We start from the raw sequence: 16,903 nt of genomic DNA, 5'->3' as shown, positions 1-16,903 counted from the left end.
GGATGTAACCGCTTGGATGAACCGCTCCGCGCGGGCCCCGCGCGGAATGCGGGTTGCCTTTGCCGGGGATGGACGGAGACCTCCCGTTCTGCCGCGACACCCTGTACCGACCGCTTCCCATGAAAATCAGATCGCGCACCCTGGCCGCCTCGGCGGCGGCGCTCCTGCTCGCCGCCTGCGACAACGATCCCAACGTCATCATCCGGGGCGACGAGCCCGGCGAGCCGCGCGACGTGGCGGCCCGCTACGAGTGGGTGCTGGAGGACTTTTCCTCGTCCGGCGCGCCCGTGGGCTACCCGGTGGTGGAAGTCACCTGGCAGCCGCCTTCGGACTGGAACCGCGAGGTGTTCCGCGTCTACGGCCGCGCCACTTCCAGCAGCGGCTACTCCCTCATCGCCACGGTCACCTCGTGCACCACGTCGGGGTGCGTGTACCGCGACCGCAACGTGCAGCCGGGCGGCAGCTACGACTTCTACGTGGCGGCGGTGAACGAGGGCGCCAACCTGGAAACGCCTTCGGAGTTCTTTGAAACGGTGGCGGTGCCCGGTGCCGGCCGCCCCGCCGCGCCCACGCCGGTGACGCCGGTGGGACTGGACGACGCTGTGTACCTGCGGTGGACGCCGCAGTCCGTCGGCAGCCTGTCGCACTACCTGGTGTACCTTACGCGCCTGGATGGAACGGACTACCTGTACCGCATCGGGCAGACGGACGGCACCGGGTACCTGGACGAGGAAGCGGGCAACGGCCACGAGTTCGGCTACCGCGTGGCGGCGGTGGACACGCTGGGCCACGTGAGCAACCTGAGCACGCAGGTGACCGGCGTGCCGCGGCCCGACTATCACGGCGAGCTTCTGTACGCCTTTTCCGACAACGCCGCGGAGAGCGGGTTCGTGTTCTCGGCGTCCGAGGGCGACAACCCGATCGTGGCGGGATCGAGCACGGCGGCGCACTTCCGCCTGGAAAGCGACGCGGCGGGGTGGAAGATCGTTCCGCTGAACGGCGCGCAGGTGGTGGAATTTCCGGGACGCACCACGGCGCTGGCCTGCGGGCCGGGTTCGGACGCGGGGTGCCGCGCGGCCACGGTGGCGCCCACGTCGGGCTACACCAGCGGACCGGTGCCGGCGAACGCGGAATTCAGCTACGTCTTCCGCATTCCGGTCACCAACGGTGTGCGCTATGGGGTGGTGCGGGTTCAGCTTCTGGGGAGCGACCAGACCGGCCGCGACCTGATGATCTTTGACTGGGCGCACCAGACGCGGGTCAACGAGCCGCGCCTGAGCATCACGCGCTGATCCGCTCTCTTTCGGTGGATGAACGAAGGCCGCCCCGGTGCTCGGGGCGGCCTTCTTTGCGTTCTCCGTCCATCTGAACAGCCATCACGCGGAGGTCGCGGAGGACGCGGAGGTCGCGGGGGGAACCGCAAAGGACTGGTTGATTCGGATCGGCGTCTCGGCATGTTCTCCACGGCACCGCATCTTTGCTGCACGAATCTTTTTTGATCATCATCCTCTCTTCTTCAGTTCCCCGCGACCCCCGCGACCTCCGCGTGAGGGCAGTTGAAGTTCACGCACGATAACCGTGCGTCCCGCCATGAAGATCAGCATTGTGCCACGCGTGGCGGATTCGAACCCGTTGTTCGGCGTGCGGAATCGGCCTATGTTCTCGCGTTCACACACCCGGAGCGGAGCACGGATGCGGCGGATCGAGATCGACGGCGACAGCCTGACGCTGGAGCAGGTGGAAGAGGTGGCGACGAACCCCGCCGTGCAGGTGGCGTTCGCGCCCGGCACGGAGGCGCGCATGCAGCGCTCTCGCGACGTGGTGGAACGCGCGCTGGCGAGCGGCGCCACGGTGTACGGCGTCACCACGGGCTTCGGGCGCCTCGCGGAAACGCCCATCCCCGCCGACCGGCTCGCGGAACTGCAGTTGAACCTGATCCGCAGCCACGCCTGCGGGTTCGGCATTCCGCTGGGGCAGGCGGAAACGCGCGCCATCATGCTGCTGCGCGCCAACGTGCTGGCCAAGGGGTTCAGCGGCATCCGCCCCGTGGTGGTGCAGCGCCTGCTGGACCTATTGAACCACGGGGTGCATCCCATCATCCCGGAACAGGGCTCCGTGGGCGCGTCGGGAGACCTTGCGCCGCTCTCGCACTTGGCGCTGGTGCTCATCGGCGAGGGCGAGGCGGAGTTCCGCGGCGAGCGGATGACGGGCGCGGAGGCGCTGCGGCGCGCGGGGCTGGAGCCGGTGCGGCTGCAGGCCAAGGAAGGGCTGGCGCTGAACAACGGCACGCAGGTGATGGCCGGCATCGGTGCGCTGCTGCTGCGCGGCGCGGAGCGCGTGGTGGAGGCGGCGGAGGTGGCCGGCGCGATGTCGCTGGAAGGGCTGCGCGGCACGCCGGACGCGTTTCATCCCGCCATCATGCGCGCGCGGCCGCACCCGGGGCAGGCGGCCAGCGCGGAGCGTCTGCGCGGCCTGCTGGCGGACAGCGAGATCCGCGAATCGCATCGCTACGACGACCCGCGCGTTCAGGACGCGTACGCCATCCGCTGCATGCCGCAGATTCACGGCGCCGCGCGGAACGCGTTCGCCTACATCCGCCAGGTGCTGGAAACCGAGGCGAACAGCGCGACGGACAACCCGCTGATCTTTCCGGACGAAGGGCCGGACGGGCTGGTGATCAGCGGCGGCAACTTTCACGGGCAGCCCGTGGCGCAGGTGCTGGACCTGCTGGCGATGGCCCTCACCGACCTGGGTTCCGTCAGCGAGCGGCGCACGGAGCGGCTGGTGAACCCGGACCTGTCGGGTGACCTGCCCGCGTTCCTGACCGCTGATCCGGGCGTGTGCTCCGGGTTCATGATCGCGCAGATCACCGCGGCGGCGCTGGTGAGCGAGAACAAGGTGCTCTCCCATCCCGCGAGCGTGGACAGCATTCCAACGGGCGCCAACAAGGAAGACCACGTGTCGATGGGGGCGCACGGGGCCATCAAGGCGCGCCGCGTGCTGCGCAACACCGAGGCGGTGCTGGGGATCGAACTGCTCTGCGCGGCGCAGGCGCTGGAGTTCCGCAAGCCGCTGCGCCCCGGGCGGGGCGTGGAGCGCGCGTACGACATCTTCCGCGCCACGATCCCGCCGCTGGAGGGCGACCGCGTGCTCGCCCCCGACATCGAAGCCGCCGCCAAGCTCGTCCGCGACGGCGCGCTCCTCGAGCCGGCCTGATGGATCGAGGGTGATTGCCTGGATGGGCGATCCGCCGGCGCTGCTGGACGGCGGGGCGAAGATGGGCGAGAGTTGTTGAGAGAAGTGGACTGAACCGGAGAGGGACGATGGCTACGCATCCCGCCAGGAGAGGGTGGAGCTACGCGGAGTTCAGACGGTTGCCGGATGACGGCAACCGGTACGAGGTCATTGACGGAGAACTCTTCGTGACGCCTTCACCCCTCACCATTCACCAGAAGATCGTCGGCCGCATCTTCGCCGCCATCGAGGCGTTCTGCGAGGAGCACGGCGCCGGAACGGTTCTGTTCGCCCCCTGCGACGTGATCTTCGGGGAAGGCGACTACCTGGAGCCCGATCTGGTTTTCGTCCGCCGTGACCGGGAGGAGATCATCGGCGAGCGTGGAATCGAGGGCCCGCCGGATCTGGTAGTGGAAGTGCTTTCCGAAAGCACGGCCATGCGCGATCGCGGCATCAAGCGGGATCGATACGCGGGGTACGGCGTTCCGGAATACTGGATCGTGGATTCCGACGCGAAAGCGATCGAGGTTTATCGCCTAATCCAGAACGATCTGCGCCGCACACAGATCGCTCGCGACGTTCTGTCATGGTCTCCGGGGGTGGACGGTCCCGAACTGCTGCTGGACGTGCCGCATCTGCTGCGTCCGCTCAAGGACCACTCTCGTTCCTCACGCTGATCCATATGGGGCGGCCTCGTCCGCGCCCCTTCCTCACAAATCCGAACGCATTCCGCTTTCATGTCCGCGACTCTCGCCGAACCCCGTGTGATCCGCGCGCCGCGCGGGAATGAGCTTTCCTGCCGCGGATGGCAGCAGGAGGCCGCGCTGCGCATGCTGATGAACAACCTGGACCCGGACGTCGCCGAGCGGCCCGAGGACCTCGTCGTCTACGGCGGCACCGGCCGCGCCGCGCGCTCGTGGGAGGCGTTCGACGCCATGGTCGCCACGCTGCGCACGCTGGCGGACGACGAAACGATGCTGGTGCAGAGCGGCAAGCCGGTGGGCGTGTTCCGCACGCACCCGCACGCGCCGCGGGTGCTGATCGCCAACAGCAACCTGGTGCCGCGCTGGGCCACCTGGGACGTGTTCCGCGAACTGGAACGGCAGGGGCTCACCATGTACGGCCAGATGACGGCCGGCTCGTGGATCTACATCGGCACGCAGGGGATTCTGCAGGGGACGTACGAAACGTTCGGCGCGGTGGCGCGCGAGCGCTTCGGCGGCAGCCTGCGCGGCACGTGGACGCTCACCGGCGGCATGGGCGGCATGGGCGGCGCGCAGCCGCTGGCCGTGACCATGAACGAGGGCGCGGTGCTCTGCGTCGATGTCGATCCCAGGCGCATCGAGCGCCGGGTGCAGACGCGCTACTGCGACCGCATGACGGACTCGCTGGACGAGGCGCTGGGGTGGATGGACGAGGCGCGGAAGTCCGGGACGGCGCTTTCCGTGGGCCTCGTGGGGAACTGCGCGGAGGTGCTGCCGGAACTCGTTCGCCGCGGCGTGACGCCCGACGTGCTGACGGACCAGACCAGCGCCCACGACGCGCTCGTCGGCTACGTCCCCGCCGGGCTGTCGCTGGAAGAAGCGGACGCGCTGCGCGCCTCCGATCCCGCGGAGTACCAGCGCCGGTCCATGGCGTCCATGCGCGTGCACTGCGAGGCGATGGTGCAGATGCAGGCGCGCGGCGCGGTGACGTTCGACTACGGCAACAACCTGCGCGGCCAGGCGCGCGATGCCGGCTACGAGGACGCGTTCGCCTTTCCTGGCTTTGTGCCCGCGTACGTGCGGCCGCTGTTCTGCGAGGGCAAGGGCCCGTTCCGCTGGGTGGCGCTGTCCGGCGACCCGGCCGACATCCACCGCACGGACCGGCTGGTGCTGGAGCTGTTTCCGCACGACGAGCACCTGCGCCGCTGGATCACGCAGGCGCAGGAGCGGGTGGAGTTCCAGGGATTGCCCTCGCGCATCTGCTGGCTGGGGCAGGGCGACCGCGCCAAGATGGGTGTGGCGATCAACGACCTGGTTGCGTCCGGCGAGATCAGCGCACCCATCGTGATCGGGCGCGACCACCTGGACACGGGCTCGGTCGCGTCGCCGTTCCGCGAGACGGAGGCGATGAAGGACGGCAGCGACGCCATCGCCGACTGGGCCATCCTGAACGCGCTGGTGAACGTGGCCAGCGGCGCGTCGTGGGTGTCGTTTCACCACGGCGGCGGGGTGGGGATCGGAAACTCGCTGCACGCGGGGCAGGTCATCGTGGCGGACGGCACGCCGGAGATGCGCGAGCGGCTGGAGCGCGTGCTCACCAACGATCCGGGGATGGGTGTGATCCGCCACGCGGACGCGGGATACGAAACCGCGATCGAGACGGCGGACGCGCAGGGCATCCGCATTCCCATGCGCGAGCGGCACGCGGGCTGAGGCCGGACGTCTTTCGATCCACCGATCCACCGACCAGAACGGACACGCCGGGCACACGCGGCGTGTCCGTTCTGATGATCGCCATCCGCCGTCATCCCGCGGTACGCCCGGCGCGTACTGGGCAGCGGACGGGGCGTAGCGTTAGAATCAACGCTCATCTCCCGACATCCACGCGCGCCCGGCCTCCCGGCGCCGCGGCTCTCCGACTCTCCGGCGCCGGTTCCTCCGCCGCCGCTCTTCCCCCGGATCGCAATCCCGTGGAACTCAAGATCGACCGCCTTCGCAAGACCTACCCCAACGGCGTGCACGCCCTGCAGGAGGTAAGTCTGACCATCGCGCCCGGCATGTTCGGGCTGCTGGGGCCCAACGGCGCGGGCAAGAGCACGCTGATGCGCATTCTTGCCACGCTGCAGGAAGCGGACGGCGGCGCGGTGACGCTGGGCGACATCGACGTGCTGCGCGACAAGGACGCGGTGCGGCGCACGCTGGGCTATCTGCCCCAGGAATTCGGCCTGTACCCGCGTGTGACGGCGGAGGAACTGCTGGACCACTTTGCCCTGCTCAAGGGCGTGGTGAATGCGCGCGAGCGGCGGGATACGGTTCGGTCGCTGCTGGAGCAGACCAACCTGTGGGATGCGCGCAACCGGCGGCTCGGCGGCTTTTCCGGCGGGATGCGGCAGCGGTTCGGGATCGCGGTGGCGCTCATCGGCAACCCGCGGCTCATCATCGTCGACGAGCCCACGGCGGGGCTGGACCCGGCGGAGCGCGTGCGGTTTCTGAACCTGCTGAGCGCGCTGGGCGAGAACGCGGTGGTGCTGCTTTCCACGCACATCGTGGAGGACGTGAGCGACCTGTGCCAGCGTATGGCGGTGATTCAGGGCGGCCGCATTCTGCTGGAGGCGGTTCCGAGGGACGCGGTGGCCGCCCTTTCCGGCCGCGTGTGGCGCCGCGAGGTGCCGCGCGACGAACTCGTGGCGTTCGAGGAGGCGCACCCCGTGATCTCCACGACGCTGGTGGGCGGGCAGACGATGGTGCACGTGGTGGCTGATTCCGCGCCGGACTCCACGTTCCAGCGGGTGCAGCCGGACCTGAAGGACGTGTACTTCACGCTGATGCGCGGCCTGAGCCTGCGCTCCACCGCGCAGCCCGTGGCGCTCCACGTGACGCCCGAACCGGCGGCGCAGGCGGGCGTGCCGGAACGCACGGATGCGCCCGAGCCGATGGCCGCGCCGGAGCCGATCGCGCCGCACGTTCCCGCTAGCGTGTCCGCGCCGCGGCCGGCGGACGGCGCCGATCCCTGGGCCACGTTCCGCCGCCGCGCCGAGTCCGTCGAGTCCGCGCAATCCGCCGAAGCTCGTTCAGCGAGCAATCCGCCTACGGGAGCCGAGTCGGCGGCCAACTCGCCTCAAGCCGGCGCGGATGATCCGCTGGCCCGCTTCCGGCGGCCCGCCGCGCCCAATCCGCAGACAGGCGTCGGCCAGCCAGACACGATCGAATCGACGGCCAACTCCGACCCGGCGGACGCGATTCATCCCACGGGGCTCCGCAGGACGGAAAGCGGCAGCGCGCCGCATCCCGTCCCCGAGACCGGGCCATCGTTCGAGACTGTGCGTGATTTCGGCAACACGTCCGACGTTCCGCAGCCGCATGCCGCGCCTCCGGCCGTACCATCCACTGAAACTCCGCGAAGTGCGGGCGACACGCATCCCGCGTTTCCGCCGTCTGCCGTCGATGATCATCGATCCGTGATCGCGGATCGGGCGCAGCCTGTCGGTCAGCCCGCAGCGGCCGAGCAGAGCCGGTCGTCGGTCGATCCAGCGCGGTCAGCCGAGAACCAATCCATCGCTCATCCCCCGTCAGTCGATGAGAACCGGCCGGTCATCCAGCGGCCGGCGGACGATGTGCGTCCTGATCCCGATCAACCGATGCGCGACGGGGACGATCGGGATGGGTCGGGCGCGCGCGACGAACGGCCCGCCATCCACCCGCCGTTGGACGACTCCGCGCGGCGCGGCGGGGCGGGGACGGAATGATGGCCGTTCTCCTTCGCCTGGCGGGATTTGAACTGCGGCACCAGCTGCGGCGCATCTCCACCTGGGCGTACTTCGCCGTCTTCTTTGCGCTGTCGTTCATCATGACGGCCTCCACGGCGGGCGCGTGGCAAAGTTTCGAGATGGGCTCGCCCGTGCTCAAGGCCAACTCGCCGGCCGGCATCGCCAGCGTGATGGCCGTGCTCGCGATCGTGGCCGTGCCCGTAGCGGCGGGGCTGGCGGGGCGCGCCGCGTTCCGCGACTTCGAAACCGGGATCCATCCGCTCTTCTTTACCACGCCCATCAGCAAGGGCGCGTACCTGGGCGGGCGCTACCTGGGCGCGGTGGCCGCCAACATCCTGGTGCTGCTCAGCCTGCCGCTGGGCGCCGCCGCCGCGACGGTGATGCCGTTCGTGGAGGCGGAGCGCATCGGCAGCTACGGGTTGGGGGCGTACCTGATCCCGTTCGTGCTGTTCGTCATTCCCGACATCCTGCTGACCTCGGCGATCTTTCTGTCGCTGGCCGCGCTCACCCGCCGCTTTGCCGCGGTGCAGGCGGGCGGGCTGGCGCTGCTGGTGGCGTGGAGCGTGGCCGCCGTGTTTGCCGCCGCGCTGGACTTCAACTGGTGGACGCAGCTGTCCGACCCGTTCGGGTGGGCGCCGCTGCGGTGGTCGCTCCGCTACTGGTCGGTGGACGAGCGCAACACCCTTCCGCTTCCGCTGACCGCCGCGCTGCTGCGCAACCGCCTGCTCTGGCTGGCGCTGGCCGCGGGGGTCATGGCGTGGACCATCCGCCAGTTCCGCTTCGCGCAGTTCGTGCGCGAGGAAGGCGGCTCCCCGCCGCCGCCCCCGTCCGAGGCGCCGTCGCTGGCTTCGGTGCTGCGCATTCCGCGGCCCGCGCGGGCGTTTGACGGGGGCGCGCGGGCGCGGCAGGTGGCCGCGGGAGCGCGTGCGGGGTTCATGCGCATCGTGCGCGGGCCGTGGTTCTGGATCCTGGCCAGCCTGTGCGTGCTCTTCATGCTGCTGATGGCCACGGACCTGGGCAGCATCTACGGAACGCGGACCTTTCCCGTCACCTACCAGGTGGTGGACCTGCTGGGAACCAGCTTCGCGCTCTTTCTGGTGATCATCATCGCCGTGTACGCGGGCGAGCTGGTGTGGGAGGAGCGGGAGGTGCGCGTGGCCGGCATCTACGACAGCATGCCCATTCCCAACTGGGTGCCGCTGGCGGGAAAGGCGATTGCGCTGACCGCGATGGTGGCGGTGCTGATGGGCGTGGCCATGCTGTGCGGCATGATCATCCAGTCCGTGCGCGGCTACTTTCACTATGAGCCCGGGCTGTACCTGAAGGAGCTGTTCGGGCTGGGGCTGTCGTCGTACGCGCTGCTGGTGGTGCTGGCGATGGCGATTCACACGCTGGCCAACCACAAGTACGTGGGCCACCTGGGCGTCATCCTCTTCTTCATCCTCATGCCCTTTGCCGTCAGCGCGGGGCTCACGCACAACCTGTTCATCTACTCCGGCACGCCCACCACCTTCTATTCCGACATGAACGGGTACGGGCACACGGTGCGTGCCTGGGCGTGGTACATGGGGTTCTGGGCGCTGGCGGCGGTGCTGCTTCTGCTCATCGCGCACCTGTTCTGGGTGCGCGGGCAGGAGACGGACGGCAGGTGGCGGCTGCGGCTGGCGCGCGCCCGCGCCACGCGCCCCGTGCTGGCCACCGCGCTGGGCGTGGCGGCGCTGATGACGGCCACCGGCGGCTGGATCGTGCACAACACGGTGACGCTGAACGAGTGGATGCCGGAAAAGCAGGCGGAGCGCATCCAGGCCGATTACGAGAAGCAGTACCGGAAGTATCTGACGCTGCCGCAGCCGCGGGTGACGGACGTGAAGCTGGACGTGGACCTGTTTCCCGAGCGCCGCAGCATGCGCATCCGTGGCGTGTACCGGCTGGTGAACCGCTCCGGGCGCCCGGTGGACCAGATTCACGTGGACCTCACCAGCAGCCTGGAGGTGGAGCGGATGGAGCTGGGCGTGCCGGCCACGCCGTTCATCGACGACGACCAGAAGGGGTACCACGCATTCCGCCTGGCGCGGCCGCTGGCGCCGGGAGACAGCACCGAGCTGCGCTTTCAGATCGCGTACCTGGCGCGCGGGTTTGAGAACGAGCCGTCGTTCTTTCCGGTGGTGGAGAACGGGACGTTCTTTGACAACCACTGGCTGCCGGGGATCGGGTACAACGAGGAGGGCGAGCTGGCGGACGAGTCCGCGCGCGGCCGTTACGGACTGCGGGAGCGGCCGCGCGCGCGACCCATCGGCGACTCGGCGGGGCTGGCGCGCAACCAAGTGTCGCGCGACGCGGACTGGATCCGCTTTGCCGCGACGGTGTCGACCTCGGCGGACCAGACGGCGATCGCGCCGGGGACTCTGGTGCGCGAGTGGCGGCAGGGAGACCGGCGCTACTTCCAGTACCGGATGGACGTGCCCATGCTCTCGTTCTACTCCTTCCAGTCGGCCCGCTACGCCGTGCGCCGCGACCGCTGGCGCGACGTGCAGATCGAGGTGTTTCACCATCGCGGGCACGAGTACAACGTGGCGCGGATGATTCGCGCCATCCAGAAGTCGCTGGACTACTACACGGCGCAGTTCGGCCCGTACCAGCACAAGCAGATCCGCATCGTGGAGTTCCCCCGCTACGCCGACTACGCGCAGTCGTTCGCGGGGACGGTGCCGTACAGCGAGGGAATCGGCTTCATCGCCGACGTGCGCGCGGACGACATCGACTACCCGTTCTTCGTGACGGCGCACGAGATGGGGCACCAGTGGTGGGGGCACCAGGCCGTCCCCGCCGACGTGCAGGGCGCGGCGATGCTGAGCGAGACGCTGGCGGAGTACAGCGCGCTGATGGTGATGGAAAAGGAGTTCGGCCGCGAGAAGATCGGCCGGTTCCTGCGCTTTGAGCTGGACGGGTACCTCAAGGGGCGCACGGAAGAGCGGCGGGCGGAGATGCCGCTGGCGCTGGTGGAGAACCAGCAGTACATCCACTACAACAAAGGCGCGCTGGTGATGTACGCGCTGCGCGACTACGTGGGCGAGCAGCGGGTGAACGGCGCCATCCGCGCCTACCTGGAGGAGACACGGTTCCGCGGGGCGCCGTACCCCACGTCGCGGCGGCTGGTGGACCACCTGCGCGCGGCCACGCCCGACTCGCTGGCCTACCTGGTGGACGACCTGTTCAACAACATCACCCTGTGGGATCTCGCGGCACTGTCGGCGCGGGCCACGGCGCTGCCGGACGGGCGCTACGACGTGGACGTGATGGTGGACGCGTACAAGGAGCGTTCCGACGGGCTGGGGCGCACCACGCCGGTAAAGATCAATGACTGGATCGAGGTGGGCGTGTTCGGGGCGGATGAGGACGAGCCCATCTACCTGCGCAAGTACCGCTTCGACGGCCAGGCGCGGCGCTTTCGCATCCGGGTGGATGAGCGCCCCACGCGCGCGGGGATCGATCCGCTGAACAAGCTGATCGACCGCGACGTGGAGGACAACGTGATGGATGTGGAAGGGCTGCGGCCCACGCTGCTGAGCCGTCCGCCCGCGCGCCGCGCCTCGCCCGCGGACACCGCGCGCCGGACGCCCGTGCGGGACACGAGCCGTCGTGGTTCCGCGCGGCCGGATTCCGTGCGCCGTGACAGCGCGCGGCGCGACTCGGGAGCGGCGCGCCCGCGGTGACGGAGCGGGAAAGCATGAAATTCGGGTAGCGGTCCGCGCTCGCCGTCTCCCGCCGAAGCGCGGGCTGGTGCTGGCCCGCCACGCCGCGCGGCGGTAGACTGTGGACAGGCCCTGGATCCGAACGCGCCGGTCCGGCCGTATCCCCCATGGCCGCACCGCCGATCCCCGCTAGTAGAGAACGACATGGATACATCTTCTTCCGGGCCGCCACCCATCCCCGGTTACCAGCTCGCCGCGCCCACCGAGGCGGACGTGCGCTTCGCGCTGCACCGCGTGTTCGGCAAGGAGCGGGCAGAGCAGCGCTGGGCCGAGGCCTGCGCCACCGCCCGGGTGCTGGTGGGGAGCGTTGATTCCGCGCGCCTCGCCGAGACCGTGCAGGCGCTGGCCGCGCAGGGCGGCGCCACCGCCGCGATCGCGCGTTCCATTGAAATCCGCATGCGGACCTATGCCCGGCTCGCCGCCAACTCCGCCCTTGCCGCAGGAGTGCGGGAATGAATCAGCCTGATCCTCTGCACAGTGAAGAGCGCCTCCAGGAAATCATCGACCTGGACCTGCTGGCTCCCGAAGTGGATTCGATCCTCACGGAAATCGCGTCGCAGGCCGCCGGGCGGCTGGAAATGCCCGTGTCGCTGGTGAGCGTGGTGCTGGATGAGGCGCTGCACGTGGCCGGCTCGCACGGCATCGACGGGCTGTGGCTGGGCGAAACGCGCGGGCATCCGGTGGAGTGGGCGTTCTGCGCCACCTCGGTGCGGTCACGCGAGGCGTTCGTGGTGGAGAGCGCGGTCACGCATCCGTATCACCAGACCAATCCGCTGGTTACGCGGGACGGGGTGCGCTGCTATGCCGGCGTACCGATGATTTCGTCGCGCGGGCACGTGCTGGGCAACCTGTGCGTGGTGGGGCTGGAGGAAAGGAAGTTCTCGGACGAGGAAGTCCAGATTCTTCGCGATCTTGCGTCCGAGGCCGTGCGCCGGATCGAGGCGCGCGTTGCCTGACGTCGTGTTCCCGTCCGCGGATTGCCGTTCGTGAGCAGAGTCTGTGTTTCACGCGGAGGACGCGGAGGTTCTGACGGAGGGGAACGCGGGGGAACTGCAGAAAAAATGGGTCACACAGAGTCAACGGAGTTAACAGAGTAAGGCGCTGTTGTTCCTCTGCTGACTCTGTTAACTCTGTGTGAGGATGATCTGTTGCTGTTCCCCGCGACCTCCGCGACCCCCGCGGCCTCCGCGTGAGATGCAGTTTCACACTTGGCGGCCGCACGGGATGATGGATGACAGACAGAACCGCCGCTTCCGAGCAGGGAGCGGCGGTTTCGTTTTTTTGCAGGCGAGATGGGATCAATCCGCGCCGTCACCGAGCATGGCGCGCAGTTCGAGCGCGTTGGCGGCGGCGGCGCCGGACGCGGTGTTGTCGAAGATGCACCACGCCTCGCGACCGGCAGCGACGTCCGCACGCAGATGGTCCGCGATGTCATCCAGAAAAGCACGCTCGTACGCGGAGTAGTAGATGCGCGGCGAACCGTGCAGGCGATAGTACGCGATCGGTCCCCACGCGCCGGGATGCGCCGCGGCCGGGACGCGCGCCGGGTCCGCGCCCACACGTCCGATCCCGCATTCCGCCAGCAGCGCATCCGCCTCCGGTGTGAACCACGTCTGGTGGCGCGGCTCGCAGACCAGCACGACCGTCGTGCGCGCGCGAAGGCCGGCCAGGAACGGCGCTGCGACCTCCGGATTCAGCCGCAGGCTCGGCGGAAGCTGCACGAGCAGGCACGCCAGCTTGTCGCCCAGCCCGCCGACCTCGGCCAGAAACGTGTCCAGAAGCTCGTCGGTATCCACCAGCTTCTGCGTATGCGTGATCGTCTTGGGGAGCTTGGCGCTGAAACGGAATGCATCCGGCACGCTGTCCGCCCACTTCGCGTAGGTCGTGGGCCGGTGCGGGCGGTGGAACGAGGAGTTGATCTCCGCCGCGCCGAACACGCCCGCGTACCGCTGAAGGTGCGTGCCCTCCACCGGAAACTGCTCCTGCACGTCGCGCGGCAGCGACCATCCCGCGCAGCCGATCAGAACGCCGCTCGTGGCGGATTCCGTGGTGGCGGACGGCTTCTCGGGACGCGCATCAGGTGTGGGCATGCAGCGGGGTGATGCATCCACGGTGCCGGAAGGGAAGTACGAAGGTACGAAAGTCAGAAAGTACGAGAGTACGAGAGTACGAGAGTACGAGAGTACGAGAAACAGAACGCCGCCCGGGCTGGTGCACCGGGCGGCGTTCTGATCGTTGTCCAGCGCCAGTTACGATCCCTGGTCGTCGCGGAGGAAGTGGTCCAGCTCTTCGCCGCGGCGCTCGGCGTCCTCCTCGCCCAGCGCCATCAGCCGCTTGGCGTAATCATCCTGGAACATGATCATGCTCAGGACGTCGGGGCTGGAGGTCTGCCGCGTGCCCAGCCCGCGCGTCATCAGCCGGAACGCGCGCGGCAGACGCGGCTCGTAGTCCGCCGCCAGCTTGGCCAAGTCGCGCGACGGGCGCATCACCATCAGCTCCACGGGGCGCATGCCGTCCCGGTGCTCCGGCGGCACCTTCTGGACGATGCGGTTGATGCGCTCCATCCGCGCCACGTCCTGGTCAACCATCTCCAGGAAGATGGCGTCCATCAGCTGCCCGATGACCTGCGCCGGCGGCGGGTAGCCCCGCACGTCCACGCTGTTGGCCTCGTCGCGCGTACGGTCGTAGCGCGTGCTGACGGCAAGGATGCGCCGCGCGCCCAGGTGCAGGGCGGGGGAGAGCGGCGCCGTGAGCTTGATGCCGCCATCGCCGTACCAGTGCGGCCCGATCTGCACCGCGGGAAAGAAGAGCGGCAGCGCGGCGGAGGCCATGATGTGGTCCACCGTGAGCCGGCAGCTTCGGCTCGTTCTGCCCGGCCGCTCCCACGTCTCGATGTCGCGCCCCTGCACCCACACCACCGACTGCCCGGTGTTGTAGTCCGTGGTGCTGATGCTCGTGGCCTTGAGCGTGCCGCGGTGCAGGTTGTAGTCGATCCCCGTCAGCTCGCCGTTGACCGGCGCGAGCGCTTCTTCCAGGAATCCGCGCAGCGGCTCCGTGTCCACCAGCCCGCGCGCATGGCTCTCCCCGAAGCCGCCGGAGGTGAGTCGGATGCCCCAGCGACCCAGGTTTGCCGCCAGCGACCGCACATCCACGCGAAAGATGCGCTCCGGCATCAGCTCCGACCACAGCCCGGCCAGCTCGGTGACGGCCTGCAGAAAGGTGCCGTGATGCTGGGCCAGCAGCGCCGTGTTGATGGCCCCCGCCGAAACGCCGCTCAGGATGGGGATGTTCAGGTCCGGATACGCACGCGCCAGGTAGCGCAGCATTCCCACCTGGTACGCCCCGCGCGCCCCGCCGCCGGTGAGCACCAGCGCCAGTTCGCCGCGGTCCGTGGTCGCTCCCGCGGGCGCGAACTCGCGCCCCGCCTGCGACCGGAATCCGTCCGGGTACCTCGGCTGCCCGTCCGTCACGCCCCGCCTCCCGTCCCTCGTCCGGAATCCGTCATCGGCGCTCGTAGACCACGCGTCCGCCGACCACCGTAAGCACCGGCTCGGCGTTCAGGATGTCCGCTTCGGGCACGGTGAGCAGGTCGCGGTCCCACACCACCAGGTCGCCCAGCATCCCCGGCCGCAGCGTGCCCTTTCTGGCCTCCTGCCACTCCCCGAACGCAGACGCCGACGTGTACAGGCGGATGGCCTCCGCACGGGTCAGCCGCTGCGCGGGAAGCCAGCCGCCCGGCGGCACCCCCGGCTCTTCGCGGCTCTGGCGGGTGACGGCGGAGTAGATGCCCTCCACCGGCGGCAGCGGCTCCACCGGAAAGTCGGTGCCGAAGATGACCGTGGCGCCCGCGTCCAGCAGCGTCCGCCACGCGTAGGCGCCTTCCACCGCGCGGTCGTGTCCGATGCGCGTCTCGGCCCAGCGCATGTCGCTGGTGGCGTGCGTGGGCTGCATGCTGGCGATGACGCCCAGCTCGCGAAAGCGGGGGATGTCGGCCCGGTCCAGCACCTGCGCGTGCTCGATGCGGTGCCGGCGCGGGTGCGCGGGGTTGGCGCGCGCCGCGTTCTCAAAGGCGTTCAGCGCCTGGTGGTTGGCCGCGTCGCCGATGGCGTGCAGGATCACCTGCAGCCCGGCCGCGTCCGCCGCGGTGACGAGCGAATCCAGCTGCGCGTTGGTGTACTGCGGCAGCCCGCGCACGGAGTGGTCATCCGCAAAGGGCTCCTGCATGTACGCGGTGCGCGAGCCCAGCGTGCCATCCGTGTACCCCTTCACCATCCCCACCCGCACCCAGTCGTCGCCCGTGGGCGCGGTGATGCGGCGGGCGCGCAGGGTGTCGATCATCTCCCTCTGCAGCGGCAGCCAGCCGTAGATGCGCACCGTGAGCGAGTCCGCGTCGCGAAGCTGCTGATAGATGGCCACGTGGGACGGGGTGACGTCGCTCTGCACGCTGGTGACGCCCGTGCGCGCGGCCAGGTCCATCGCGGCGTGAATGCCGCGGCGCTCCTGCGCTTCGGTGGGGTCGGGGATGAAGCGCGTCACCAGCGACTCGGCGGATTCCTTGAGGATGCCGGTCGCCTGCCGCGTGGTGGGATGGCGGACGATTTCGCCGCCGGAGGGGTTGGGCGTGTCTTCGGTGACGCCGGAGATTCGCAGCGCGGTCTCGTTGGCCCACGAGGTGTGGCCGTCCACGCGCGTCAGCACCACCGGATTCTTGGGCGCCGCGCGGTTCAGCGCGGCGTTGGTGGGCCAGCCGCCGGGGCCCAGCTCCGAGGCGGGAAGGCGCGTCTGGTCCCATCCGCGTCCCAGAATCCATTCGCCCGGCGCCGCCTGCTCCGCCGCGGCCGCCACCCGCCGTTCGATTTCCGCCAGCGACGTGGCGCCCAGCAGGCTCACCTGCAGCAGGTTCTGCCCGCCCGCGCCAAAGTGCACGTGCGCGTCGTTGAACCCCGGCGTGACGAGCCGGCCCTGCAGGTCCACGGTCCGCGTGTCCGGCCCGGCGAGGGCGCGGATCTGCGCGTCCGTCCCCACGGCCAGCACGGTGCCGTTCCGGAGCGCGACGGCCTGCGCCATCGTGTTCGCGTTGTCAGCCACGAACACGCGCCCGCCCACCAGGATCATGTCGGCCTGGCCGCTCGTGCGCGGCCACCCGGGCGAGCGGGAGTTCATCGCCGCGGGATCCGGCGCGGCCGGGCCGTGTAGAATGGGCGGATGCGGCCGTGCGCAGGCGGACAGCGCACACAGGGCGAGCAGAAGCGGGCGGCTACGCGTCATTCCGGAGCGTCGGTGCGGGGAGGCTGACGTCAGAGCGGAACATGATACGCGCCCCGCCGCCGCGTGACAAACACAGGGGCGAAACAGGAGCGTTGCGCGACGGATGCGTGCTCGTTATCCTCTGTCCACGCTGTGCAGTTGATCGGGCCTGAGACTCGGGATGATTGACTGCGGCTCC

General features: G+C 69.5%; 10 protein-coding genes and 1 pseudogene. 8 read left to right on the top strand and 3 right to left on the bottom strand.

Going from position 1 to position 16,903, the window contains the following annotated elements; genetic code table 11:
- The first annotated feature begins 119 nt into the window (after positions 1-119).
- From HNQ61_RS00635 to HNQ61_RS00600, 8 genes and pseudogenes are all read left to right on the top strand, one after another.
- Positions 120-1,292, top strand: a complete 1,173-nt coding sequence (locus HNQ61_RS00635; protein ID WP_170030670.1) for a fibronectin type III domain-containing protein — start codon at positions 120-122, stop codon at positions 1,290-1,292.
- Between the two features lie 400 nt (positions 1,293-1,692).
- Positions 1,693-3,216 (top strand): histidine ammonia-lyase, encoded by a 1,524-nt coding sequence (gene hutH / locus HNQ61_RS00630; protein ID WP_170030668.1) that lies wholly within the window; start codon positions 1,693-1,695, stop codon positions 3,214-3,216.
- Positions 3,217-3,323: 107 nt separating this feature from the next.
- Positions 3,324-3,911, top strand: coding sequence for a Uma2 family endonuclease (locus tag HNQ61_RS00625; RefSeq protein ID WP_170030666.1), 588 nt, complete (start codon positions 3,324-3,326; stop codon positions 3,909-3,911).
- Positions 3,912-3,971: 60 nt separating this feature from the next.
- The gene (gene hutU / locus HNQ61_RS00620; protein WP_170030664.1) at positions 3,972-5,651 is read left to right on the top strand and encodes a urocanate hydratase; all 1,680 of its coding nucleotides are present in this window, start codon (positions 3,972-3,974) and stop codon (positions 5,649-5,651) included.
- A gap of 323 nt (positions 5,652-5,974) precedes the next feature.
- Positions 5,975-7,684 (top strand): annotated as a pseudogene (locus HNQ61_RS00615) (ATP-binding cassette domain-containing protein); the annotation flags it as partial.
- Positions 7,684-11,418, top strand: coding sequence for an ABC transporter permease/M1 family aminopeptidase (locus tag HNQ61_RS00610; RefSeq protein WP_170030659.1), 3,735 nt, complete (start codon positions 7,684-7,686; stop codon positions 11,416-11,418). The pseudogene HNQ61_RS00615 and the gene HNQ61_RS00610, both read left to right, overlap by 1 nt.
- Before the next feature lie 183 nt (positions 11,419-11,601).
- Positions 11,602-11,913, top strand: a complete 312-nt coding sequence (locus HNQ61_RS00605) for a hypothetical protein (protein ID WP_170030657.1) — start codon at positions 11,602-11,604, stop codon at positions 11,911-11,913.
- Positions 11,910-12,413, top strand: a complete 504-nt coding sequence (locus tag HNQ61_RS00600) for a GAF domain-containing protein (RefSeq protein WP_170030654.1) — start codon at positions 11,910-11,912, stop codon at positions 12,411-12,413. Before HNQ61_RS00605 ends, HNQ61_RS00600 begins: the two co-directional genes overlap by 4 nt.
- A 342-nt stretch (positions 12,414-12,755) precedes the next feature.
- Here HNQ61_RS00600 and HNQ61_RS00595 read toward each other — a convergent pair whose 3' ends face one another.
- From HNQ61_RS00595 to HNQ61_RS00585, 3 genes are all read right to left on the bottom strand, one after another.
- Positions 12,756-13,547 (bottom strand): DUF72 domain-containing protein, encoded by a 792-nt coding sequence (locus tag HNQ61_RS00595; RefSeq protein ID WP_170030652.1) that lies wholly within the window; start codon positions 13,545-13,547, stop codon positions 12,756-12,758.
- Positions 13,548-13,706: 159 nt separating this feature from the next.
- Positions 13,707-14,927, bottom strand: a complete 1,221-nt coding sequence (locus HNQ61_RS00590; protein ID WP_205761085.1) for a patatin-like phospholipase family protein — start codon at positions 14,925-14,927, stop codon at positions 13,707-13,709.
- 31 nt (positions 14,928-14,958) lie between these two features.
- Positions 14,959-16,725, bottom strand: coding sequence for an amidohydrolase (locus HNQ61_RS00585; RefSeq protein WP_170030650.1), 1,767 nt, complete (start codon positions 16,723-16,725; stop codon positions 14,959-14,961).
- Positions 16,726-16,903: the final 178 nt, after the last annotated feature.

It is taken from the genome of Longimicrobium terrae (assembly GCF_014202995.1).
Lineage (GTDB): Bacteria > Gemmatimonadota > Gemmatimonadetes > Longimicrobiales > Longimicrobiaceae > Longimicrobium > Longimicrobium terrae.
Note: the sequence above shows the minus strand (reverse complement) of the source record. Positions and strands in the feature narration are given on the sequence as shown.

Coding starts and splice junctions, on each gene's coding strand:
- HNQ61_RS00635 (WP_170030670.1), top strand. CDS start 120: ATGAAAATCAGATCGCGCACCCTGGCCGCCTCGGCGGCGGCGCTCCTG.
- hutH (WP_170030668.1), top strand. CDS start 1,693: ATGCGGCGGATCGAGATCGACGGCGACAGCCTGACGCTGGAGCAGGTG.
- HNQ61_RS00625 (WP_170030666.1), top strand. CDS start 3,324: ATGGCTACGCATCCCGCCAGGAGAGGGTGGAGCTACGCGGAGTTCAGA.
- hutU (WP_170030664.1), top strand. CDS start 3,972: ATGTCCGCGACTCTCGCCGAACCCCGTGTGATCCGCGCGCCGCGCGGG.
- HNQ61_RS00610 (WP_170030659.1), top strand. CDS start 7,684: ATGGCCGTTCTCCTTCGCCTGGCGGGATTTGAACTGCGGCACCAGCTG.
- HNQ61_RS00605 (WP_170030657.1), top strand. CDS start 11,602: ATGGATACATCTTCTTCCGGGCCGCCACCCATCCCCGGTTACCAGCTC.
- HNQ61_RS00600 (WP_170030654.1), top strand. CDS start 11,910: ATGAATCAGCCTGATCCTCTGCACAGTGAAGAGCGCCTCCAGGAAATC.
- HNQ61_RS00595 (WP_170030652.1), bottom strand. CDS start 13,547: ATGCCCACACCTGATGCGCGTCCCGAGAAGCCGTCCGCCACCACGGAA.
- HNQ61_RS00585 (WP_170030650.1), bottom strand. CDS start 16,725: ATGACGCGTAGCCGCCCGCTTCTGCTCGCCCTGTGTGCGCTGTCCGCC.